We start from the raw sequence: 22,462 nt of genomic DNA on the forward strand, positions 1-22,462 counted from the left end.
TCTACGGGTCGTCAGCGGCCGTAGAGCATCTTGACCGCCTTCACGAGGCGGGCGAGGTCGGCCGGGGTGCGCTCGAACGTGGTGGAGGGCAGCAGTGAGCGGGCCCGGCGACGGGTGACCGCCTTGGCCCGGCCGAACTCGCGCAGCCCGTCCTCGCCGTGGATCCGGCCGAAGCCCGAGTCGCCGACGCCGCCGAACGGCAGCGTGGACATGCCGGCGAAGGTGAGGGTCGAGTTGATCGATGCCATGCCGGAGCGCAGCCGCCGGGCGATGGCGACCGCGCGCCGCTGACCGAAGACCGAACCACCCAGCCCGTACGGCAGCGCGTTGGCGCGGGTGAGGGCCTCGTCGGCGGTGCGGACCCGATTGATGGTCACGGTCGGGCCGAAGGTCTCCTCGCGTACGGCGGCGGCATCCTCCGGCACCTCCACCAGAACGGTCGGGTGGGCGTACGGCGGGCGCACCGCGTCCGGCCCGCCGAGCACCGCGCGGCCGCCGCGCGCCAGCGCGTCCTCGATGTGTCGTCGGATGACGCCGAGCTGACTCGGCATGGTGATCGGGCCGACGTCCGCGTCGTCGGGACCGACGGTGAGGCGGCCGGCGCGCTCGACCACCTTGTCGACGAACGCGTCGAAGACCGGCTCCACGACGTAGACCCGCTCGATGCCGATGCAGGTCTGCCCGGCGTTGGTCATCGCGCCCCAGACGCACGCCTCGGCGGCGGCATCCAGGTCGGCGTCCGCGTCCACGATCATGGCGTCCTTGCCGCCGGCCTCCAGCAGCACCGGGGTCAGCGACTCGGCGCAGGCGGCCATCACCTTCTTCGCGATGGCCGTCGAGCCGGTGAAGGCGAGCTTGTCGACACCGGCGCGGCACAGCGCCGCGCCGACGTCGCCGAGCCCGTGGACCGTGATGAGCACGGGCTGCTCGGGCACCACCTCGGCGAAGCTGTCGACGAGCCACTGGCCGATGACCGGGGTGTACTCGCTGGGCTTGAAGACGACCGCGTTGCCGGCCGCCAGCGCGTACGCGATGGAGCCGATGGGGGTGAAGACTGGATAGTTCCAGGGGCCGATGACGCCGACCACGCCGTGCGGCTGGTATTCCAGATGGGCCGAGAACTCGGCCAGGACGAGCCGGGAGCGGACCCGGCGCGGGCCGAGCACCCGGTGGGCGTTGCGGGCCGCCCAGTCGACGTGCTCCACGGCGGTCACGATCTCCACGAGGGCGTCGGCGACCGGCTTGCCGCCTTCGGCGTGCATCAGCTCCGCCAGCTGTTCCATCCGCTGGGCGAGCAGCCGTCGCCAGCGCAGCAGCCGCTCCCGCCGTCCGGTGAAGCCGAGCGCCGCCCACCACTGGCCGGCGGCCCGGGCCCGCTCGACGGCGCGTTCGACGTCCACCGTCGTGGCGACCGGCACGCGGCCCGCCTCGTCGCCCGTGGCCGGGCTGGTCGAGATCAGATGGTCGCCCTCGATCTGCGGGATGCCGGGGAGTCGTACAGCCGTCATGTCGGAAGTCTAGACCCGGAAACTACTCGCTGGTAAGGGTGTCGTAACGGGGCGAATCACCCGGCCCGTGGGCGGTCGGGTCGGATGAACCCCTGGCGTCGACTCGATGGTGTCGTCGCGTACCTCGCCGGAAGGGGTGAGCGGAGGGTATTCTCCTGGTCACTCATAGGTGCCCGACTGGGCGGTGGAGGCCACCACCCAGCGACGGCAGGCTGGCCGGGGGTGGCCGCACGGGGTGGAGGGGCGACTGTCCATGGAGGAACATCCGCAACTGATGCCGCTGCTGACGGTGGCCGCGGGGCCGATGCGCGGGCTGGGCTTCCGGCTGCTCCAGCGGCCGCAGGTGATCGGCCGTGACCCGGCGGTCGACATCGTCGTGCACGATCCACACCTGAGCCGGCGGCACGCCGAGATCTGGCTGGCCGGTGAGGGGGTCTCCGTGGTGGATCTCGGGTCCACCAACGGCACCTGGGTGAACGACCTCCGGACCACCGGCGTGGCCCGCCTGACCGACGGCGATGTGATCCGGATCGGCCGCACCGAGCTGAGATTCTTCGACCCGGGAGTGGCCCGGACCGACCCGGTGAGCCTGAGCTTCGAGCTGTGCCGCCAGGAGCGGCGACCGACCCTGCCGCTGCCCGTCGCGGTCGCGCCGGTGGCCCGCGGGAAGGCCGGTGCTCCGGTCACGGCTGCGGTCGCCGCCGGCACTCCCCGCTGACCGCCGGGACGCCCGCCGCTGGCCGCCGGGGCTCGTCGTTCCCCGCCGGGACGTCCGTCGTTGCCCGCCGGTCGCCCGCCGCTGTCTGCCGGACGATCGGTGGTAATCGCCGAGGTCGGTCGGTGGTGGCCGCCATGCGCCGGGTCCGGTTCGTGGATGGCGGGCACATGGACCGGCGGTGCCGGTCGTGGCACCATGCCGCAATGAAGACCGAGCAGCACGTCGTCACCGCGAACGGGATCGCCCAGGCCTTCCGGGTGGCCGGCCCCGTCGAGGGTGTACCGGTGCTGCTCGTGCACGGCAACTGCTCGTCGGCCGCCTTCTGGGAGCCGCTGGTACGGCGGCTGCCCGAGACGCTGCGGGTGGTGGCGCCGGATCTGCGCGGCTACGGCGCCACGCAGGCGGCCCCGGTGGACGCCGGCCGGGGCCTGACCGACTTCGCCGACGACGTGGCGGCGCTGCTCGACGAGCCGACCCTCTTCGCCGAGGGTGCCCGGCCCGTGGTGGTCGGCCACTCGCTCGGCGGGGGAGTGGCGATGCGGCTGCTGGTCGACCACCCCGACCGGGTGGCCGGGCTGCTGCTCGCGGCGCCGGTGTCGCCGTACGGTTTCGGCGGCACCCGGGATCTCGCGGGCACCCCGACCACGCCGGACTTCGCCGGCACCGGCGCCGGTACGGCGAACGCCGACTTCGTCGCCCGACTGGCCGCCGGTGACCGCAGCGCCGAGGCGCGAACCAGCCCCCGCAGCGTGCTGCGGGCCGCGTACGTGGCGGACCCGTCCTGCCTCGGCGACGACGAGGAACTGCTGCTCGACAGCGTGCTCTCCACCTCGACCGGCCCGGACAACTACCCCGGCGACGCGGTGGAGTCGCCGCACTGGCCGGGCAGCGCACCGGGCCGGCGCGGCGTGCTCAACGCGCTCGCCCCGACGCACTTCCGGATCGCCGAGGAACTGCTCGCCGTGACGCCCAAGCCGCCGGTGACCTGGATCCGCGGCGACGCCGACGTGATCGTCTCCGACACGTCCCTGTTCGACCTGGCGCAGCTGGGCGCGCTGGGCGTGGTGCCCGGCTGGCCCGGACCGGACGAGTGCCCGCCACAGCCGATGATCGGGCAGACCCGCGCGGTGCTCGACCGGTACGCCGCCGCCGGCGGCAGCTACCGCGAGGTGGCGCTGCCCGGCTGCGGACACACCCCCCACCTCGAACGCCCAGCAGAGTTCGCCGCCGAACTACTAGCCCTCACCACCCCCACCACCGCACCCTGACCTTTCGCCATCGGTGGGGCCAGGGGGTGAGACCTCACGTGCGGGGTGAGGGTGGCAGACTCGCGTGCATACCTTAGGGGTCGTTCATGTTCGGCCGGGTCGGTGTGGACAAGGGGAGGCGGGGTCGTGGCGCGGGAGTTCACCAGCGTGGGTGTGGTGGGTCTGGGCACCATGGGTGCCGGCATCGTCGAGGTCTTCGCCCGCAACGGCATCGACGTGGTCGCCGTGGAGATCTCCGATGCCGCCCTGGACCGCGGGCGGGCCAACCTGACCGGCTCGACCGACCGCGCGGTGGCCAGGGGCAAGCTCGCCGTCGCCGACCGGGACGCCCTGCTGGCCCGGGTCGACTTCGTCGTCGGGCTGGACGCGCTGCACTCGGTGGACCTGGTGATCGAGGCGGCACCCGAGCGCCTCGACCTCAAGCGGCGGATCTTCGGCGAGCTGGACCGCGTCTGCAAGCCCGAGGCGATCCTCGCCACCAACACCTCCTCGTTGAGCGTCACCGAGATCTCCGTGGCCACCGCCCGCCCCCACCAGGTGATCGGCATGCACTTCTTCAACCCCGCGCCGGTGATGAGGCTGGTCGAGGTCGTGCGTACGGTGGTCACCGCCGCCGACGTGGTGGCAGACGTGGCGGCGCTCTGCGCGCGGCTCGGCAAGGTCGACGTGACCATCGGCGACCGGGCCGGCTTCATCGCCAACGCGCTGCTCTTCGGCTACCTCAACCAGGCGGTCGGCATGGTCGAGTCCCGCTACGCCACCCGCGAGGACATCGACGCCGCGATGAAGCTCGGCGGCGGGCTGCCCATGGGTCCGCTGGCGCTGCTGGACCTGATCGGGCTGGACACCGCGTACGAGATCCTGGAGACCATGTACCGGCGCGGTGGCCGGGACCGCCGGCACGCCCCGGTGCCGCTGCTCAGGCAGCTGGTGACCGCCGGGCTGCTCGGGCGGAAGTCCGGCCGGGGGTTCTACACCTACGAGCAGCCCGGCTCACCGAAGGTCGTACCGGACGAGCAGACGCCGGCCACGGCGGCGCCGGCGCCGGCCGACGGCGCCCGGGAAGTTGCGACGGTCGGCGTGGTGGGCTCCGGCCCGCTGGCCACCGGGATCGTCGAGGTCTTCGCCCAGGCCGGTTACGACGTCGTCGCGGTGACCGAGGGGGCGGCGACGCTGGAAGACCTGGCCGACGTCGATCTGGTGGTCGAGGCGGTGGCCGAGGAGCTGAGCGTCAAGCAGGCGCTCTTCGCCAGCCTGGACGAGGTCTGCAAGCCGGGCGTCGTGCTGGCCAGCACCACCTCCGCGCTGCCGGTGATCGAGCTGGCGATGGCCACCCAGCGCCCGGCCGACGTGGTGGGGCTGCACTTCTTCGACCCCGCCCCGACGACGCCGCTGGTGGAGATCGTGCGGACGATCCGCACCTCGGCGAAGACCACCGCCACCGCCAGCGCGGTCTGTGCCGCCCTCGGCAGGACCGGGGTGGTCTGCGCCGACCGGTCCGGTTTCATCGTCAACGCGCTGCTGTTCCCGTACCTCAACGACGCCGTGCGGATGCTGGAGGCCAGCTACGCCACCGCCGACGACATCGACCACGCGATGAAGCTGGGCTGCGGCTACCCGACGGGCCCGTTCGAGCTGCTCGACGCGGTCGGCCTGGACGTGGCGCTGGCCATCCAGCGGGAGCTGTACCGCGCCGTGCGAGAGCCCGGCCTCGCCCCGGTCCCGCTGCTGGAGCACCTGGTCACGGCGGGCTACCTGGGCCGCAGGGCGGGCCGCGGCTTCCGCGACCACGCCCGCCCCTGACGGGTGCGCCGCCGGCCGGCCCCCGAGATCCGACCGTACGCTGGATGACGTGAGCCCTCGTCGCAACCGTCCCCGCCGTGACGACGCCGAACGCCTGGACGCCGAGCGTGCCCGGCACGGCGTCGCGGCGGTGCAGCAGTGGCGCGACGGCGACTGGCAGGTGCGCGGGATCAGCGGCGGCGCGTCGGCCAAGACGTACCGCTGCCCCGGGTGTGACCAGGAGATCCGTCCCGGGGTGGCGCACGTGGTCGCCTGGCCGGCGGACGGTCGGGGTGACCTCACCGACCGGCGGCACTGGCACAGCGGCTGCTGGCGGGCCCGCGACCGGCGGGCCCCGGTGATCCAGCGCGGTCGCGGTGCGCCCCGGCACGGCTGAGGCGTGGCCATCAAGGGGCCCTTCGTTACGGCCGGGCCGGGCCGGGGCAGACTGAAGGCATGAGCACACCGATCCGCGCGTCGTCCATCCTGCCCGGGCACCGGGAGGACATCGAGCTGCACACCGCGGACGGCCTGCGCCTGGTCGGCGAGCTGGCCCGCCCGGTGGACCGGGAGCCGGCGGCCACCCTGGTCTGCCTGCACCCGCTGCCCACCCACGGCGGGATGATGGACAGCCACGTCTTCCGCAAGGCGGCCTGGCGGCTGCCGGCGCTGGCCGACCTGGCCGTGCTCCGGTTCAACACCCGGGGCACCAGCAGCGTGCGCGGCACCAGCGAGGGCACCTTCGACTCGGCCGTGGGCGAGCGCTTCGACGTCGCCGCCGCCATCGAGTACGCCGAGTTCCACGAGCTGCCGAACGTCTGGCTGCTCGGCTGGTCGTTCGGCACCGACCTGGTGCTGCGCTACGGCTGCGACCCGGCGGTGACCGGCGCGATCCTGCTCTCCCCGCCACTGCGCTTCGCCGGTGCGCCCGATCTGGCCCAGTGGGCCGAGTCGGGCAAGCCGCTGACCGCGCTGGTGCCGGAGTTCGACGACTACCTGCGCCCGGAACAGGCCCGCGAGCGGTTCGCGGCGGTGCCACAGGCCGAGGTGGTCGGCGTACCCGGTGCGAAGCACCTCTGGGTCGGTGACGCCGAGACCGCCCTGGACGAGGTGGTCCGGCGGGTCAACCCGGCGGTGGCGGTGCCGCTGCCGAGCACCTGGGACGGCCCGATGGAGACCGGCGACGCCAGCGCGTACGCCGACCGCACGGTGGCCGCCTTCGCCGACACACCGGTGGCGGGGCCGCCGCAGCGCCGCGCCGAGTGAGCGCCGCCGGCACCGGTCAGCGGGCATCCTGGCGCGGGATGATCACCTCGCGCAGGATGAGCTGGACGGCGGCCACCGTCGGGATGGCGATCAGCGCGCCGATCACCCCCACCAGGGACACCCCGAGCAGCGCGGCGACCAGCGCGGCCACCTCGTTGACGTGCACCGACCGTCGCATGATCTTGGGATAGATGAGGTAGTTCTCGATCTGCTGGTACACCACGAAGAAGACCACGCAGGCGATGCCGATCGACGGTTCGGTGGCGAAGCCGACCAGGCTGACGATCACCGCGCCGAGGGTCGCGCCGATCTGCGGAATGAGGTCGGTCACCGCGACGACCACGGCCAGCGCGAACGGGTACGGCAGGCCCACGACCAGCGCGAACACGAAGGTCGTCGCGCCGGCCAGCACCGCGATGGCGAGCGCGCCGACCATGTACGCCCCGACCTTGGTGAGGATCTCGTCGCCGATCAGCTGCACCCGCTCCCGGCGGGAGCGCGGCACCAGCGCGTACCCGAGGTCGCGCAGCCGGTCGAAGTAGACCAGGAAGTAGATCGTCAGCACCAGCACGGTCAGCACCCGGAAGACCGTGCCGAAGACCAACTGGGCGCCGCCGAGCACACCGCCCAGGGCCCGGCCGACCACGTCCGCGCTGGCCGCCTCCTGGACCCGGCGCATCAGATCGAACCGCTCGACCAGCTCGTTGACCGTCTCGTTGCGGCGCAGCGACTCCACGTAGCTCGGCAGTTGCTCGATGAACTGCCCCGACTGCGTCACGATCGGCGGCACCAGCGCCAGCACCCCGGCGCTCAGCAGCGCCAGCAGGGTCAGCACGACCAGCGCCACCGCCAGCCCGCGCGGCAACCCCCAGGAACGCAACTTGACCACCGCCGGGTGCAGGCCCACCGCGAGGAACAGTGCGATGACCACCAGGACCAGGATCCCGGCCGCGTTGCGCAGGCCCAGATAGACGACGTACGCGAGCAGCACGCCGAGCGCGCCGGTGAAGCCGACCAGGAAGCTGTTACGCCGCAGCGGCCGCCCCGGCGTACCGAACCGCCCGGACTCCCCGTTCGTCGGCCGCTGCGGTGCCCCGACCGCCGACGTCTCCTCCGCCACCAGCGCCGCCGCCTCCGTGTCCTCGCTGCCGCCTCCCGTCGCCCCCCGCCGCTCCGCCCCGGACGGTGCCGTCCCCGGCTGCTCGGCCCCGCGCTGGCCCGTGCCGGGCTGGTCCGCCTTGGGCTGGTGGGTGGTGGGGTGGTCTGCTGCGGGTCGGTCCGTGTCGGGCTGGTCTGCCTCGGGCTGGTGGGCGGTGGGCTGGTCTGCTGTGGGTCGGTCCGTGTCGGGCTGGTCGGTGGTGGGCTGGTCCGTGCCGGGCTGCTCTGCCTCGGGCTGGTCCGTGCCGGGCTGGTCCAGCTTGGGTTGGTCTGTGGTGGGCTGCCGTGCGCCGGGCTGCTCCGGTCTGTCCTGCGTCATCCGGCCTCCCCGTTCGGGCCCGGCGGGGTGCGCCGGAGCCGTGCCGGCCCGTCCGGCGTCGGCAGCCGGTGGGTCCTGATCGGCAGGGTAGTGCCGGGTGGCGGACCGGGCCAGCGGATGCGTCGTCTCGTGGTGTCGAGGTCTCTACCGCTGCGGTGTCCGTGCCGGCTGTGGAGGCAAGACCGGCTCAACGGCCGCGCGTGACGGGGTGACGGCGGCGCGGCTCGGCTCAGTGGCGCTTGACGTGGGTGACGAAGGAGCGCCAGGTCTGCGGGGTGAAGGCGAGCACCGGCCCCTGCCGGTCCTTGCTGTCGCGGACCGCGACCACGCCGGGCAGGTTGTCGGCGACCTCGACGCAGTCGGTGTTTCCGCTGCGGGTGGCGGTGCGCCAGGTCGCGCCGGTCAGGTCCATGACTTCGCCACTTCCTTGAGGAGTTCGATCGACTGCTGGCGGGACAGCGCCTCGTTGCGCACCGTCTCCCAGCGCGCCAACAGCGTAGCCAGGTCCGCCTCGCCGTCGGTCGGCGAGGCGGTCAGTTGGTTCTCCATGATGGCCACCCAGCCCCCGTCCACGCCCCGGGCCAGCGAGAACGGTCCGGACAAACCGACGTGCAGCCCGACGCTGAGCGGGATCACGTGGATGCTGACGTTCGGCCGTTCGGCGCAGGCGATCAGGTGCTCGATCTGGTGCACCATGAGTGCGCGGAAGCGTTCGTCCCGCCGGTGCAGCATGGCCTCGTCGATGACCGCGATGAGCTGGGGCGGGTCCGGCTGGGTGAGGATGGCCTGCCGATCCAGCCGGGCGGCGACCCGCTTCTCCACCTCCTCGTCGCTGAGCAGGTCGTCGCAGCGAATCACCGCGCGGGCGTAGCCCTCGGTCTGGAGCAGCGCCGGGATCAGCGTCGGCTGGAAGATCCTGAGCTGCCGGGCCAAACGTTCGGCGTCCAGCCAGGGCAGGAACCACGAGGGCTGCCCCTCCCGCTCGGCGATCCGCAGCAGCGACACCAGCAGCCCGCCGGAGCGCAGCACCTCGTCGGCGCGGGCGAGCAACGGCCGGTCGTACGGCCGGGTGCCCGTCTCGACGGCGGAGACCATCGAGGCCGAGTAGTGCACCTGCTTGCCGAACTCCTCCTGACTCAGCCCGGCGGCGACCCGCAGCCGGCGGAACTGTGCCCGGATCAGGTCCGCCGTCGACTCCTCCACAATGCCTCCACAATCAAGGGTCGAGAATCGCTCGGCATTCCCAAGCGATCTTCCGGCTTCGAAGCACCCCTACGACCAGCCTCGATGCCTTCCGACAGTAGTGCCGCCCTCACCAAACTGTCACCCATGCCGGGCTGGTCCGCTGCCGAGGAGGGCGCGGGCCGGTCCTGGCCGGGGCCGCCCGGCTTCCCCCGAGTGCGGGCGGCCCCATCCAGCCGCTTTGGGTGCATCTGTTGTCGCTGGAGCAGCAATAGATGCACCCAAAGATTCCCGAGGGAGGTCGATGTGCGCAGCCAGTGGTACCAGTGCCCGACGCAGATCCTGCCCGTCCTGCCGCAACGCCAGCAGCGGCAGACGCTCGGCGGGCAGCCGTGATCAGTACCCGACTGCCGACACCGGGCGATGGACCTCGTCCCGAGCGTCCACGCGTCGCCGGTGGGCGCCCTCCGCACACCCCGCTCCGGCCGACCTGGTGCTGCCGCGCCGACGGGCAGCCCTGGCCCTGCGGGGAGGCACGACTACTGCTCCGGCGGGAGTACGACGGCAACAACGTCGGCCTGGCGATCTATCTCGCCGGGCTGATGTACGAGGCGATGCGGGATCTCTATCAGCTCAACCCGCACGGCGGCCCGGAGCCCACCGCGCTGTTCAACCGGTTCGTCGCCTGGGGCGCGTCGCGCCGGCCCACCGTGCATCGTCCAGAGCTGCCGTAACGCGGTGCTGCCGTGTGCGCGGTGCTGCCGTGAGTGTCGGGCGTGGGGGCGGGGGGCGGGGTGGGCAGGGCTCGGGCTCAGTCTGAGGTGACCTTGCTCGGCTTGGCACTGCGCTCGTCGGTGGTCGGCTTGGTCGGCCGCTTGCCGTTCTCGCCGGTGCTGGTGATCTTCGTCGGGGTGGCGCCCCGGCCACCCTCGCCCGGTACGGCGGCCACGGTCGGCTCGCCGTCCACTCCGGCGCTGGCGGTGCCGCCATCGACGGTGGCCGGTTCGTCGGCCGGCTTCGCCGCCGGGTCCTCGACCGTGGTGACCGGCTCGGCGGCCGGCTTCGTCGCCGGAACCGCGCCGTCGGCCGGCTTCGTCGCCGGGACGGCACCGTCGGCAGAGGCTGCGGTGGGCAGCACCACGGCGTTGTCGCTGGCGGGGCGTGCGCCGTTGGTGGCTGCGCCAGCGCCGGCCGGAACCGCGGCGACATCTCCCACGTCGAGGCGTACGCCGTTGGCGGGCGCGCCGACACCGGCGGGGGTGATGGGGCGGGGGGCGGCGGTGCCGGCCGGTGCCGGGGAGGTCGGGCCGTCGGGAGTCGACGGCGCCTGGCGGCGCAGGTCGAGCAGCTTGCGCTGCAACTCGTCGGACTCCTGCCGGGACTTCCAGGTCTCCTGGCGCAGGTCGGCGAGCTGCTGCTGGGCCTTCGCGATCTCCAGCATCACCTGGGCGAGCTGCTGCCGGCCGGCGGCCGCCTCCTGCTGCGTCGCGGCCAGGTGCTGCTGGGTGGTGGCCAGGTGTTGCTGGGTGGTGGCCGCGTACTCCTCGAACTGCCGGCGCGAGGAGGCAACGTACTCGTCGGCCTCCCGGCGGGTGGCGGTGACATGCTCGTCTGCCTCGCGGCGGGTGGTGGTGGCGTACTCGTCGGCCTCCTGGCGCTTCGTGACCGACTCGGCCTCGGCGTCGCGCCGCAACTCGTCGGCGTACTCCTCGGCCTGCGCGCGGACGGTGGCGGCCTCCTGCTCGGCGGCCTGCCGGACCTGGTCGGCGCCCTGCTCGATCTCGTTCCTCCGCGCGGTGTACGCCGACTCCAGCTCGGTGCGGCGCGCCTCGAACCCGGACTCCAACTCGGCGGTGCGGCTGCGGATGTGCTCGTCCAGCTCGGCCGTACGGCTGCGGACCTGCTCCTCCAACTCGGCCGTGCGGGTGTGGATCTGCTCGTCCACCTCGGCGGTGCGGGCGCGGATCCGCTCGTCCAGCTCGGTGTTGCGTGCCTTGTACTGCTTCTCCAGCTCGGTGCGGCGGCTGGTGAACTCGCGTTCGGCGGTCGCGGTGCGTTCGGCCAGTTCCCGGTCCGCCGCCGCCCGTCGGCCGTTGACCTCCTTCTCGACCCCGGCCCGCCAGGCGCCCAGCTCCTGTTGTGCCTGGGCACGAGCGTGCTGCACGTACGCCTCGGTCTCGCCGCGCATGCGCTGCGCGTACGCCTCGGTGTCGGTGCGGGTGCGCTTGGCCGCCTCGGTGGCCTGGGCGGTCAGTCGCTCGGCCTCCTGGCGGGCCTTGTTGCGGGCGGCGCGGCCGGCCTCGGCGGCGTCGTCGATGATCTGCTTGGCCTCCTGCTGGGCCTTGGCGTGGGTGGCCCGCCCGGCCTCGGTGGCCTGGTCGACCAGGCGCTTGGCCTCCCGCTGGGCGTTGGCGTGCATCTCCTTGGCGGCGTCGCGCAGCTGCGTCGCCTCCTGCTGGGCGTTGGCGTGCGCCTCGCGGGCCGCCTCGCGCAGCTTGGTGGCCTCCTGCTGGGCCCGGGAGTGGATCTCCTTGGCGGTGTCCCGCAGGTGGGTGGCCTCCTGCTCGGCCCTGGCCAACGCCTCCTGGGCGGTCTTGCGGAGCCGAGCGGCCTCCTCCTTGGCCGCCCTGCTGGCGGCCTCCGCCTCCGCGCGCCGTGCGGCGGCGTGCCGCTCCTCCTCGGCGCGCCGGGAGGCCAGCGCGATCTCGAAGTCCTTGAGTGCCTTGGCGGCCTCCGCGCGGGCCTCTTCGATGATGTGCTCGGCGGTGGCCCGGCGCGCCTCGATCTCCTCGTTCGCGCCGGCGAGGATGTCCTCGGCCTGCTCCTCGGCCAGCGCGAGGATCTGCTCGACCCGTGGACCGAGGTGCCGGAAGGCCGCCCGGTCGACGACACCGATCTGCTTGCGCACCTGGGTCAGGTCGCGCTGGAGCACCTCGACCTGACCGGCCAGCTTGTGGATCTGTGTGTAGGCCTGTTCCCGCTCCGCCGCCAGCGCCGCGATCTCGTGCTCCGCACGAGCGACGTACCGGTCGACCTGCCGTTTCTCGTATCCCCGCAGAGCGGACTCGAAGCTGGGCTCCGTGGTCACGTCCCCGCCGAGCGCGAACAGTTCCTCGCCGTGCGACATGCCCCCATCCTCACACGCATCGGCCCCTCCTGGGGCGATACGGACGCCACCGTTTGGCGCACGTCACCGATTGTCGAAACGGCCGCGCAACGCAGGGCGGCGCGGGGCGGGACCGGTCACCCGGTCTCGCCCCGCGCCGTGGATCATGCCCCGGTGCGAGCGGCGGCTCAGCTGGTCGACTCGGCGGCGACCCGCTCCTCGGTACCCTCCGCCTTGGGTGCCTCGGCCTTCGCGGCCTCCGGCTTGACCGCTTCCGCCACGCCCGGCACGAGACCGGCGAGGCCGGCGAGGCTGGACCGGATCTGGACGAGCTGGGCGGTGACCGCGTCCTTCTGCCGGGTGAGGTCCTCGACCTCGCGGCTGGCCGCCTGCGTGGTCAGCTCGGCTTCGGTGCGGGCCTCGTTGAGCAGGCGCTGCGACTCGGCGCGGGCCTCGCTCAGCGTACGCTCGGCGAGCGCCTTGGCCTTCTCGACCGTCTCGACGGCGGTGCGCTCCGACTCGACCCGGCGGCCCTCGGCGCGCTGCTCGATCTCCTTGGCCCGCTCCTGCGCGGCCCGCGCCCGCTGCTCGGCCTCGTTGACCAGCTTCTGGGTCTGCGCGACCTGGGCGGCGTGCCGCTCCGACTCCTCGCGCTCGGCCTTCTCCCGCCGCTCGGCGAGCTGCAGCTCCAGGGCCTGGAGGTCCTTGTCGCGCTTGTCGCGGGCGTCGGTGAGCAGCTTGGTGGCCTCCGCGCGCTTCTCCTCGGCCTCGCGGGCGGCCTTGGCCCGCTGCTGGGTGATCTCCCGCTCGGCGGTGGCGCGCAGGGTGGCCACCTCCCGCTCGACGGTCGACTTCAGCTCGGCGACCTCGTGGGCGGTCACCGTACGCAGCTGCTTGGTCTCCCGGTCGGCGTCGGCGCGCAGCGTGTCGGCCTCGCGGCGCGCCTGGACGCGCACCTCGGCGGCCTCCCGCTCGGCGGCGGTGCGGAGGTTGCCCGCCTCCCGCTCGGCGGTGGCCTTCATCGCCGCCGCCTCGGCGCGAGCCTTGTCGGTGATCTCCCGGGCTTCGAGGCGGGCGGCGGAGAGGATCCCCTCCGACTCGCGCTTGGCCTCGTTGCGGTGGTCGTTGGCCTGCTCCTCGGCGAGCCGGAGGATCTGCTCGACCCGGGTGCCGAGGCCGGACAGCGTGGGCCGGCTGTTCTCCTCCAGCTGCTTGCTGGTGTCGGTGAGCTTCTGCTCAAGCGCCGTGAGCCGCTGCTCGGACTGCCGGAGCCGGCGCTGCGCGTCGTTGAGCGCCTGCTCGGCGTCGGCGCGGTCCTTGTTGGCCTGACTCAGCGCGGCGTTCAGCCGGCCGATGAAGTCGTCGACCTGACCGGTGTTGTATCCGCGCAGGCCAACCGTGAAATCTGGCTGCGAGTTCGCGTTATCGAAGAACGCGAGAGGGGAGGACTGCTGCTGGGGCATTGGGACATACTGGCAGACCCCCCGGGGTGCTTCGCAAGAGCGTGCCGGCCTTTGCCGTCGGCATTACATGGTCAACTCTGCGCCACGGTGGAACCGGTGGGCCGACGGGCGATCTTGCCAGCTCCGGGGCGAGCCGGATGGCACGGAGCGTGACGTGGAAAAGGGCCACGGGGCGTACCGACGGTCCTTTGTTTCCACTCCGCCCCGATCACACGAATGGGCGCGGGCCCGGGTGTGTGGAAAGCCAATCGACGATCACCGAATGGCCATCGATGCCTCCCCCGTCAGGCCAGCGCCCGGCGATCTTGGTACGGAACGCCCTCCGGGGTGCTTCCGCACCAAGATCGGGGTGGGTCAGGCGGCGGGCTCTACCAGTTCGACGAGGACGCCACCGGCGTCCTTGGGGTGGACGAAGTTGATGCGGGAGTTGGCGGTGCCGCGTCGGGGGGTGTCATAGAGCAGGCGGAGGCCGCGTTCGCGGAGCGCCGCGCAGGCCGCGTCGATGTCGGTCACGGTGTACGCCACCTGCTGCACCCCGGGACCGTTGCGGTCGAGGAACTTCGCGATGGTCGACTCCGGGGTCAGCGGCGCGAGCAACTGCACGCAGCCGCCCTCGGCGGTCGGCCCGACCGTCAGCATCGCCTCGCGGACGCCCTGTTCGGCGTTCGTCTCCGTGTGCACACAGCGCATCCCGAACGTCCGCTGATAGAAGTCGATCGCGGCGTCGAGGTCGGCCACCGCGACCCCGACATGGTCGATGCGGCGCAGGCCGATGTCTGTGACATAGTCGGCAGCGGGCTCGGCGGGGGAGTTCTCAGGCATGACGCTAGTCTGGCCGAACAATCGTTAAGGCGTACAGGTCGGCACCCCCTCGGAGGCAGGTATGGCTTCGGTTATCGTCAGCGGCGCGCGAACCCCGATGGGGCGGCTGCTGGGCAACCTCAAGGACCTACCGGCGACGAAACTCGGCGGCGTCGCCATCGCCGCCGCTCTGGAGCGTGCCGGGGTCGCCCCCGACCAGGTGCAGTACGTGATCATGGGCCAGGTGCTCCAGGCCGGCACCGGGCAGATCCCCGCCCGGCAGGCGGCCGTCGAGGCGGGCATCCCGATGTCCGTACCGGCCCTGACGATCAACAAGGTCTGCCTCTCCGGCCTGGACGCGATCGCCCTGGCCGACCAGCTGATCCGGGCCGGCGAGTTCGACATCGTGGTGGCCGGCGGCATGGAGTCGATGACCAACGCCCCGCACCTGCTGCTCGGCCAGCGCGGCGGCTACAAGTACGGCGACGTGGTGGTCAAGGACCACATGGCGCTCGACGGGCTGACCGACGCCTGGGACTGCTGCTCGATGGGGGAGTCCACCGAGCGGCACGGCAGCGCCCGCGGCATCACCCGTCAGGAACAGGACGCCTTCGCGGCCGCCAGCCACCAGCGCGCCGCCGCGGCGCAGAAGAACGGCCACTTCGCCGAGGAGATCACCCCCGTGGTCATCCCGCAGCGCAAGGGTGACCCGCTGGTGATCAGCGAGGACGAGGGCATCCGGCCGGACACCACCGCCGAGTCCCTGGCCAAGCTCCGCCCGGCCTTCACGAAGGACGGCACCATCACCGCCGGCAGCTCCTCGCCGATCTCCGATGGTGCGGCCGCCGTGGTGGTGATGAGCAAGGCGAAGGCCAACGAACTGGGCCTGACCTGGCTGGCCGAGGTCGGGGCGCACGGCAACGTGGCCGGGCCGGACAACTCCCTGCACTCGCAGCCGAGCAACGCCATCCAGCACGCCCTGCGCAAGGGTGGGCTGAGCGTCACCGATCTCGACCTGATCGAGATCAACGAGGCGTTCGCCCAGGTCGGCATCCAGTCGATCCGCGACCTGGGGATCAGCCCGACCAAGGTCAACGTCAACGGTGGCGCGATCGCGCTGGGCCACCCGATCGGCATGTCCGGCGCACGGCTGGTGCTCACCCTCGCCCTGGAACTCAAGCGGCGCGGCGGCGGCACCGGCGCGGCGGCGCTCTGCGGCGGCGGCGGCCAGGGCGATGCGTTGATCATCCACGTGCCGGGCAGCGCCGAAAGTGATCTATGAGCGAGTCGAACGGCGGGGCGTCGGCGGCGGCCACCGGGTCGGTGCGCCGCAGCCGGGACGTACCGGCGTTGGTCGAGCGGGCCCGCGACGGTGACCCCCGCGCGGTCGCCCGGCTGATCACGCTGGTCGAGTCGGGCGACCCGACGCTGCCGGAGATCGCCGCGGCGCTCGCCCCGTACGCCGGCCGGGCGCAGGTGGTCGGCCTGACCGGGTCGCCCGGGGTGGGCAAGTCCACCACCACCAACGAGCTGGTCCGCGCGTTGCGGGTGCGCGGTCACCGGGTCGGCGTGCTGGCCATCGACCCGTCCAGCCCGTTCACCGGTGGCGCGATCCTCGGTGACCGGGTGCGGATGCAGGACCACGCCACCGATCCGGGCGTCTACATCCGGTCGATGTCCAGCCGGGGGCACCTCGGCGGGTTGTCGGCGGCCACCCCGCAGGCGGTGCGGGTGCTGGAGGGTGCCGGCTGCGACGTGGTGCTGGTGGAGACCGTCGGGGTCGGGCAGGCCGAGGTCGAGGTGGCCTCGCTGGCCGACACCACGCTGGTGCTGCTCGCCCCGGGCATGGGCGACGCGATCCAGGCGGTGAAGGCCGGCATCCTGGAGATCGCCGACATCTTCGTGGTCAACAAGGCCGACCGGGACGGCGCCGACGCGACCGTCCGGGACATCCAGGGCATGATCGCCCTCGGCGAGCGCGGTCCGGGTCAGTGGCGGCCGCAGGTGGTGCGGGCGGTGGCCGTGCGGGGCGAAGGGATCGACGACATCGCCGCTGCGATCGACAAGCACCGCGCCTGGCTGGTCGAGCACGACGAGCTGCGCCACCGCCGCGAGACGCGGGCCGCCGCCGAGATCGAGGCGATCGCGCTCGGCGCGCTCCGGGCCCGGATCGGCTCGCTGCGCGACGGTACGCAGCTGCCGGCGCTCGCCGCCGAGGTGGCGGCGGGTGCGACCGATCCGTACGCCGCCGCCGAGGCGTTGCTCGCCCAGTTGCACGGGTAGGCGTGTCCACTACGGACCGCTCCGGACCGCTACGCTCGCACCGCCCCGCCGACGCGCGTGGGGCGGTGCGACGGCCGCTGGGGGAAGCATGGACCACGAGATGACGCAGGAGTTGCCGATGACGGCGGATGCGGTGGCGGGCGGGCGTACGCACATCTCGGACGAGGTGGTGGAGAAGATCGCGGTGGCCGCGGCGAAGGCGGTGCCCGGCGTGGTGGAGCTGGGCGGCGATCTCGCCCGGTTCTTCAACGCGGTGCTGGACCGGGTCGGGCTGGACCAGGTGGGCGATGCGCGGCGCGGCTGCTCGGCGCACGTCACCAACGGCGGCGCGGTGATCAACCTGGTCATCGTGATCGACGCCGGGCATCCGGTGCCCGAGGTGACCACGGCGGTGCGGGTCGGCGTGACCCAGGCGGTCGAGGCGTACGGGCTGCGGGTCGACGAGATCAACATCCGGGTGGACGACGTGGCCATCGGCGGCCCGGCCGCCTGACGTATGCGCAGCTCCGGTTACCCGTAGGTACGAACCACCTTATCGATCGTTCAGGTAAGGGCTCTACACTCGATTGCAGTCGAGGACTCGAGGAGGAGCCCGGGGATGAACGCCGACGAGATCGCTGCCGGGCGGGCCCGCTGGCAGGCCCGCTACGACGCCGCGCGCAAGCGGGACGCCGACTTCACCACGCTCTCCGGGATGCCCGTCGAGCCGGTGTACGGGCCGCCGGAGGGTGCCGCGTACCCGGGCTTCGAGCGGATCGGCTGGCCGGGGGAGTTCCCGTACACCCGGGGTCTGTATCCGACCGGCTACCGGGGGCGGACCTGGACCATCCGGCAGTTCGCCGGCTTCGGTAACGCCCGGCAGACCAACGAGCGCTACAAGATGATCCTCGGCGCCGGCGGCGGCGGGCTCTCGGTCGCCTTCGACATGCCCACCCTGATGGGCCGCGACTCCGACGACCCGCAGTCGCTCGGCGAGGTGGGGCACTGCGGGGTGGCGGTGGACAGCGCCGCCGACATGGAGGCGCTCTTCGACGGCATCGACCTGGCCGGGGTCACCACGAGCATGACCATCTCCGGCCCGGCCGTGCCGGTGTTCTGCATGTACCTGGTCGCCGCCGAGCGCCAGGGCGCCGACCTGTCGACGCTGGACGGCACCCTGCAGACGGACATCTTCAAGGAGTACATCGCGCAGAAGGAGTGGCTCTTCGACCCCGAGCCGCACCTGCGCCTGATCGGCGACCTGATGGAGTACTGCGCGACTGAGATCCCGCGCTACAAGCCGCTGTCGGTCTCCGGCTACCACATCCGCGAGGCCGGCTCGACGGCCGCGCAGGAGCTGGCGTACACCCTCGCCGACGGCTTCGGCTACGTCGAACTGGGGCTGTCGCGCGGGCTGGACGTCAACGTCTTCGCACCCGGGTTGAGCTTCTTCTTCGACTCGCACGTCGACTTCTTCGAGGAGATCGCCAAGTTCCGTGCCGCCCGCCGGATCTGGGCCCGGTGGCTGCGCGACGTCTACGGCGCCACCAGCGAGAAGGCGCTGTGGCTGCGGTTCCACACGCAGACCGCCGGGGTGTCGCTGACCGCGCAACAGCCGGTCAACAACGTCGTACGCACCGCCGTCGAGGCGCTCGCCGCCGTGCTCGGCGGCACCAACTCGCTGCACACCAACGCTCTGGACGAGACCCTCGCCCTGCCGACCGACTCCTCGGCCGAGATCGCCCTGCGCACGCAGCAGGTGCTGATGGAGGAGATCGGGGTGACCAACGTGGCCGACCCGCTGGGCGGCTCGTGGTACGTCGAGGCGCTCACCGACCGGATCGAGGCCGAGGCGGAGACGATCTTCGCCCGGATCCGCGCGCTCGGTGGCGAGGGACCGCACGCCATCGGCCCGATGACCGCCGGCATCCTGCGCGGCATCGAGGACGGCTGGTTCACCGGTCAGATCGCCGAGTCGGCGTTCGCGTACCAGCAGGCGCTCGAGAAGGGCGACAAGAAGATCGTCGGCGTCAACTGCCACACTGGCACGGTCGCCAAGGAGCTGGAGATCCTGCGCATCTCGCACGAGGTGGAGCTGGAGCAGCGCCGGGTGCTCGCCGAGCGCAAGAGCGGTCGGGACGACGCCCGGGTACGCGCCGCGGTCGAGGCGATGGTGGCGGTGAGCCGTACCGGGGAGAACATGATCCCGGCGATGCTCGACGCCGTCCGGGCGGAGGCGACCCTCGGCGAGATCTGCGACGCGCTTCGCGTCGAATGGGGCGTTTACCGCGAGCCTGCACGCTTCTGACCTTCGGCCCCGCCGGGCCGGCTGGGCAGGGGTGACAGTGGCAACTGTGCGGGCCGAGGCTGATCCGAGTTCGGCAAGTTGCGTGCGAGACTAGATAACCATGAGCGACCCACGGATCACCTCGTCGATCTTCACACGCGGCGCGGTCGACCTCAGCGCGCTGCGCACCCCTGCACCCAGTCCCGCGCCGGCTCCGGCCCAGGCCGGCCCTCCCGCCGGCGCGCCCGGCGGGTCCGTCGGCGGCGTCACCGTCGTCGACGTGACCGAGGCGACCTTCCAGTCCGAGGTCCTGGAGCGCTCGCTGACCACACCCGTCGTGGTGGACTTCTGGGCCGAGTGGTGTCAGCCGTGCAAGCAGCTCTCGCCGGTGCTGGAGCGGCTGGCCGTGGAGGGCGGCGGCGCCTGGGTGCTCGCCAAGGTCGACGTGGACGCCAACCCGCGGCTCGCGCAGATGTTCCGGGTGCAGGGCATCCCGATGGTGTACGCGGTGGTCGGCGGCCAGCCGGTCGACGCCTTCTCCGGCGTGGTGCCCGAGCCGCAGCTGCGGCAGTGGATCCAGGCGGTGCTCAAGGCCGGTGGGGTGGCCGGAGCGGAACCGGAGGATCCCCGGCTCGACGAGGCGGACGACGCCCTGATGAGCGGCGACCTGGACGCCGCCGAGCGGGCGTACCGGAAGATCCTGGCCGAGACCCCGGCGGACGCCGCGGCGGAGGCCGGGCTGGCCCAGGTGGGTCTGGCCCGGCGGGTGGCCGGCGCCGACCCGCAGGCGGCGCTCACCGCCGCGGCGGCCGACCCCGACGACGTCGACGCCCAGCTGCTCGCCGCCGACATCGAGGTGCTCAGCGGCATCGCCGAGCAGGCGTACCAGCGCCTGGTCGGGTTGGTCCGCCGCACCGTCGGCGACGACCGGGAGAAGGTCCGTCAGCATCTGGTCGGCCTGTTCACCATCGCCGGCCCGGAGGATCCTGCGGTCGCCTCGGCCCGCCGGGCCCTGGCCAGCGCACTGTTCTGAGCCACCTGACACGCCAGCGCGGGCCGGCGTGCCGCCGGCCCGCCCGACAGCCAAAAGGGACGGGAGCCTAGGTGAGCGCGAGGAGTGAGCTTGCGAGCCCCGCAGTCGTGAACGAGGGGTTGGCTCGGTGAGCGCGAGGAGTGAGCTTGCGAGCCCCGCAGTCGCGAGCGAAGGGCCGGCTCGGTGAGCGCGAGGAGTGAGCCTGCGAGCCCCGCAGTCGCGAACGACAGCGGCCCGTGATGCGCCGGATCGCCGTCCTCGACGCGCCGAGCAACCTCGGCCTGCGCCCGCCCACGCCCACCGCGGTCCCCGGTTGCGCGAAGGCACCCGGCGCGCTCCGGGACCAGGGCCTGCTGCCCCGGTTGCGGGCCCGCGACGCCGGTTGCCTGACCCCGCCCCGCTACGACGTCGGTGACTGGCGACCGGGCGACGGCGTCTGCCACGCGCGGGAGATCGCGGACTACTCCGCGGCGCTGGCCGACCGGATCGGCGGGATCATCGACCGGGGCGAGTTCCCCGTGGTGCTCGGCGGTGACTGCTCGATCCTGCTCGGTTCGGCGCTGGCCATGCACCGGCTGGGCGAGGCGGTCGGCGGCCGGATCGGCCTCGTCTTCGTTGACGGCCACTCCGACTTCCGGCATCCCGGCAACGCCTCCTACGTGGGCGCGGCAGCGGGCGAGGATCTCGCCCTGGTCACCGGCCGGGGCCAGGCCGACCTGGCGGCCATCGAGGGGCGGCGACCCTACTTCCGGGACATCGACGTGGTGGTGCTCGGCATCCGCGCCCAGGACGAGTACCGGCTCGACCTGCAGGCCGCCGGGATCATTACCAGGCCGGTGCCGGCGCTGCGGGCCGAGGGAGCCGCGCGCACCGCACAATGGGCGCACGAGCAGCTCGCCGACTGCGCCGGCTACTGGGTGCACATCGACGTGGACGTGCTCGACCCCGCCGTGATGCCGGCGGTCGACGCCCCCGATCCGGGCGGCATCGCCTTCGCCGAGTTGGAGATCCTGCTCGCCGGACTGGTCGACACCCCGCATTGTCTCGGTGTCGAGGTGACCGTCTTCGACCCCGACTACGACCCGGACGGCGCGTACGCCGCCGAGATCGTCAACACCGTGGTGGCCGGCCTGCGCCCGGTCACCGCCCCGGGCTCGGTGCCGCCCCGGTTGCGCCCCGGGCAGCCCGAGCGCCCCGCTTCCGTACCCGCGCCGGTTCCCGCGCCCGCTTCCGCGCCGGCTCCGCGCCGGGCCGTCGACCGTCCCGGTCCGGCGGCCGTACCGGTGTCGGACGCGATCGCTGCCCCGGCGGAGCCGTTGCCGTACCCGGCGCTCGACGGTCAGGGCCGGCAGGCGGAGGAGAGCCTGGACGGCTGGTCCCCGTCCCCGGACAGCGGCGCGAACGCCACGTCGCGGCCGGCGCGCGGCGGCCACGATCCGGATACCGACGATCGGAGCCTGGAGAGCGCCGATCCCGCGGAGGCGGACGCCACCCGCCCCGCGCCTGCCCCGGGCGGCTTGACCGCCTGATCGACGAACCACCGTCCCACCCACGCGCCCGTCTGGCCTCGCCCTCGCGGTCATGGGCGCTCTGGTCCTCGTTTCGGCGGTTCTGGTGCTCGCGCCTGGTGGTTTCTTGAGGGTCTGGCTCTCCCGCCGGGTGTCTCGTGCGGTCTGGTGCTCGCGCTGCGTGGTCTCGTGGAGGTCTGGCTCTCCGGCCGCATGGTCTCGTCGGGTCTGACGCTCGCGCTGGGTGATCCCCGTGCGGTCCGGCCCTCGCTCTTGGCCGTGTGCGGTCTCGCCCTCGCCTCGTCTCTCGCCCTTGCCCCGTTTCTCGCCCTTGCCCCGTTTCTCGCTCTCGCCCGTCTCCCGGCCCATGCCTGGCCTGTCGCCCTCGTCTGCCTGTCGCCCTTCGTCCGGCCGGCCGGCTCGCGCTGGGCTGATCTTGTCGATCTGGCCTGCCAGGTTCGCGCACTGTCCGGCCCCACGTTGCTGCTGTGCGGCGTAACCAATGTCAATCTTGGACAGTTTCCGTTCGCGCGGAACGGAAACTGTCCAAGATCTGAGGCGATCCGTGCCGTAGCCCGGCCGCAGGCGCCCGATTCACTCGCGCCATCAGCTCGACAGGGCCGTACCACCGATGGTTCGCCGCGCGCCGCTGGTCGGCTGGTCCGCTCATCCGGCGGGCGGACCTGATCCGCGCCCGGACGCGCCGGGTTTCGCATCCGCTGCCATCCCAAGCCCGGGCTGTCCGTGCTGCGCGGGGCGTGTCCGCGCTGCCCGTGCTGCGGGGGGTATTGTCCGCGCTGC

18 protein-coding genes and 1 pseudogene are annotated in these 22,462 nt (G+C 72.8%); 12 read left to right on the forward strand and 7 right to left on the reverse strand.

Annotation, left to right across the window (positions count from 1 at the left end; all coding sequences use genetic code 11):
- Window positions 1-11: 11 nt before the first annotated feature.
- A complete protein-coding gene (locus O7615_RS18705; protein ID WP_278178993.1) occupies window positions 12-1,508 on the reverse strand; it encodes an aldehyde dehydrogenase family protein in 1,497 nt (498 codons plus the stop codon).
- A gap of 169 nt (window positions 1,509-1,677) precedes the next feature.
- On the opposite strand from O7615_RS18705, the gene O7615_RS18710 reads away from it, so the two are divergent.
- The 5 genes from O7615_RS18710 to O7615_RS18730 all read left to right on the forward strand — a co-directional run bounded on the left by O7615_RS18710 (window position 1,678) and on the right by O7615_RS18730 (window position 6,542).
- Window positions 1,678-2,226: an FHA domain-containing protein gene (locus tag O7615_RS18710; protein ID WP_278178994.1), complete on the forward strand. Its 549-nt coding sequence runs from the start codon at window positions 1,678-1,680 to the stop codon at window positions 2,224-2,226.
- A gap of 203 nt (window positions 2,227-2,429) precedes the next feature.
- Window positions 2,430-3,494: an alpha/beta hydrolase gene (locus O7615_RS18715; RefSeq protein ID WP_278178995.1), complete on the forward strand. Its 1,065-nt coding sequence runs from the start codon at window positions 2,430-2,432 to the stop codon at window positions 3,492-3,494.
- 126 nt (window positions 3,495-3,620) lie between these two features.
- The gene (locus O7615_RS18720) at window positions 3,621-5,297 is read left to right on the forward strand and encodes a 3-hydroxybutyryl-CoA dehydrogenase (RefSeq protein ID WP_278178997.1); all 1,677 of its coding nucleotides are present in this window, start codon (window positions 3,621-3,623) and stop codon (window positions 5,295-5,297) included.
- Between the two features lie 49 nt (window positions 5,298-5,346).
- Window positions 5,347-5,673: a hypothetical protein gene (locus O7615_RS18725; protein ID WP_278178999.1), complete on the forward strand. Its 327-nt coding sequence runs from the start codon at window positions 5,347-5,349 to the stop codon at window positions 5,671-5,673.
- A 59-nt stretch (window positions 5,674-5,732) separates the two neighbouring features.
- Window positions 5,733-6,542, forward strand: a complete 810-nt coding sequence (locus O7615_RS18730; RefSeq protein ID WP_278179001.1) for an alpha/beta hydrolase — start codon at window positions 5,733-5,735, stop codon at window positions 6,540-6,542.
- 16 nt (window positions 6,543-6,558) lie between these two features.
- Here O7615_RS18730 and O7615_RS18735 read toward each other — a convergent pair whose 3' ends face one another.
- The 3 genes from O7615_RS18735 to O7615_RS18745 form a co-directional block, all read right to left on the reverse strand.
- Window positions 6,559-7,665 carry an AI-2E family transporter gene (locus tag O7615_RS18735; protein ID WP_278182139.1) on the reverse strand — a complete coding sequence of 369 codons (1,107 nt, stop codon included), beginning with the start codon at window positions 7,663-7,665 and terminating at the stop codon, window positions 6,559-6,561.
- Window positions 7,666-8,248: 583 nt separating this feature from the next.
- A complete protein-coding gene (locus O7615_RS18740; protein WP_278179002.1) occupies window positions 8,249-8,431 on the reverse strand; it encodes a DUF397 domain-containing protein in 183 nt (60 codons plus the stop codon).
- The gene (locus O7615_RS18745) at window positions 8,422-9,222 is read right to left on the reverse strand and encodes a helix-turn-helix transcriptional regulator (protein ID WP_278179003.1); all 801 of its coding nucleotides are present in this window, start codon (window positions 9,220-9,222) and stop codon (window positions 8,422-8,424) included. The genes O7615_RS18740 and O7615_RS18745 overlap by 10 nt, the downstream gene beginning before the upstream one ends.
- A 371-nt stretch (window positions 9,223-9,593) precedes the next feature.
- On the opposite strand from O7615_RS18745, the gene O7615_RS18750 reads away from it, so the two are divergent.
- The gene (locus tag O7615_RS18750) at window positions 9,594-9,935 is read left to right on the forward strand and encodes a hypothetical protein (RefSeq protein ID WP_278179004.1); all 342 of its coding nucleotides are present in this window, start codon (window positions 9,594-9,596) and stop codon (window positions 9,933-9,935) included.
- Between the two features lie 77 nt (window positions 9,936-10,012).
- On the opposite strand, the gene O7615_RS18755 is transcribed toward O7615_RS18750, so the two are convergent.
- The 3 genes from O7615_RS18755 to mce all read right to left on the reverse strand — a co-directional run bounded on the left by O7615_RS18755 (window position 10,013) and on the right by mce (window position 14,592).
- Window positions 10,013-12,328, reverse strand: coding sequence for a hypothetical protein (locus tag O7615_RS18755; RefSeq protein WP_278179005.1), 2,316 nt, complete (start codon window positions 12,326-12,328; stop codon window positions 10,013-10,015).
- 167 nt (window positions 12,329-12,495) lie between these two features.
- The gene (locus tag O7615_RS18760; protein WP_278179007.1) at window positions 12,496-13,770 is read right to left on the reverse strand and encodes a DivIVA domain-containing protein; all 1,275 of its coding nucleotides are present in this window, start codon (window positions 13,768-13,770) and stop codon (window positions 12,496-12,498) included.
- Window positions 13,771-14,124: 354 nt separating this feature from the next.
- Complete coding sequence (gene mce / locus O7615_RS18765) at window positions 14,125-14,592, reverse strand: methylmalonyl-CoA epimerase (RefSeq protein ID WP_278179008.1); 468 nt, start codon at window positions 14,590-14,592, stop codon at window positions 14,125-14,127.
- Window positions 14,593-14,653: 61 nt separating this feature from the next.
- Between mce and O7615_RS18770 the strand changes: the two genes are divergently transcribed.
- From O7615_RS18770 to O7615_RS18795, 6 genes and pseudogenes are all read left to right on the forward strand, one after another.
- On the forward strand, window positions 14,654-15,853 hold the full coding sequence (locus O7615_RS18770; RefSeq protein WP_278179009.1) for an acetyl-CoA C-acetyltransferase: 1,200 nt from the start codon (window positions 14,654-14,656) through the stop codon (window positions 15,851-15,853).
- On the forward strand, window positions 15,850-16,854 hold the full coding sequence (gene meaB / locus O7615_RS18775) for a methylmalonyl Co-A mutase-associated GTPase MeaB (protein WP_278179011.1): 1,005 nt from the start codon (window positions 15,850-15,852) through the stop codon (window positions 16,852-16,854). The genes O7615_RS18770 and meaB overlap by 4 nt, the downstream gene beginning before the upstream one ends.
- 88 nt (window positions 16,855-16,942) lie before the next feature.
- Window positions 16,943-17,347, forward strand: a complete 405-nt coding sequence (locus tag O7615_RS18780; RefSeq protein WP_278179012.1) for an Asp23/Gls24 family envelope stress response protein — start codon at window positions 16,943-16,945, stop codon at window positions 17,345-17,347.
- A gap of 105 nt (window positions 17,348-17,452) precedes the next feature.
- Complete coding sequence (locus O7615_RS18785) at window positions 17,453-19,141, forward strand: methylmalonyl-CoA mutase family protein (RefSeq protein WP_278179013.1); 1,689 nt, start codon at window positions 17,453-17,455, stop codon at window positions 19,139-19,141.
- Window positions 19,142-19,241: 100 nt separating this feature from the next.
- On the forward strand, window positions 19,242-20,153 hold the full coding sequence (locus tag O7615_RS18790; protein WP_278179014.1) for a tetratricopeptide repeat protein: 912 nt from the start codon (window positions 19,242-19,244) through the stop codon (window positions 20,151-20,153).
- A 236-nt stretch (window positions 20,154-20,389) separates the two neighbouring features.
- Window positions 20,390-21,489, forward strand: a pseudogene (locus O7615_RS18795) (arginase family protein); the annotation flags it as partial.
- Between the last annotated feature and the right edge of the window lie 973 nt (window positions 21,490-22,462).

Source organism: Micromonospora sp. WMMD1082 (genome assembly GCF_029626175.1).
Taxonomy (GTDB): Bacteria; Actinomycetota; Actinomycetes; order Mycobacteriales; family Micromonosporaceae; genus Micromonospora.

Coding starts and splice junctions, on each gene's coding strand:
- O7615_RS18705 (WP_278178993.1), bottom strand. CDS start 1,508: ATGACGGCTGTACGACTCCCCGGCATCCCGCAGATCGAGGGCGACCAT.
- O7615_RS18715 (WP_278178995.1), top strand. CDS start 2,430: ATGAAGACCGAGCAGCACGTCGTCACCGCGAACGGGATCGCCCAGGCC.
- O7615_RS18730 (WP_278179001.1), top strand. CDS start 5,733: ATGAGCACACCGATCCGCGCGTCGTCCATCCTGCCCGGGCACCGGGAG.
- O7615_RS18740 (WP_278179002.1), bottom strand. CDS start 8,431: ATGGACCTGACCGGCGCGACCTGGCGCACCGCCACCCGCAGCGGAAAC.
- O7615_RS18755 (WP_278179005.1), bottom strand. CDS start 12,328: ATGTCGCACGGCGAGGAACTGTTCGCGCTCGGCGGGGACGTGACCACG.
- O7615_RS18760 (WP_278179007.1), bottom strand. CDS start 13,770: ATGCCCCAGCAGCAGTCCTCCCCTCTCGCGTTCTTCGATAACGCGAAC.
- mce (WP_278179008.1), bottom strand. CDS start 14,592: ATGCCTGAGAACTCCCCCGCCGAGCCCGCTGCCGACTATGTCACAGAC.
- O7615_RS18770 (WP_278179009.1), top strand. CDS start 14,654: ATGGCTTCGGTTATCGTCAGCGGCGCGCGAACCCCGATGGGGCGGCTG.
- meaB (WP_278179011.1), top strand. CDS start 15,850: ATGAGCGAGTCGAACGGCGGGGCGTCGGCGGCGGCCACCGGGTCGGTG.
- O7615_RS18780 (WP_278179012.1), top strand. CDS start 16,943: ATGGACCACGAGATGACGCAGGAGTTGCCGATGACGGCGGATGCGGTG.
- O7615_RS18785 (WP_278179013.1), top strand. CDS start 17,453: ATGAACGCCGACGAGATCGCTGCCGGGCGGGCCCGCTGGCAGGCCCGC.
- O7615_RS18790 (WP_278179014.1), top strand. CDS start 19,242: ATGAGCGACCCACGGATCACCTCGTCGATCTTCACACGCGGCGCGGTC.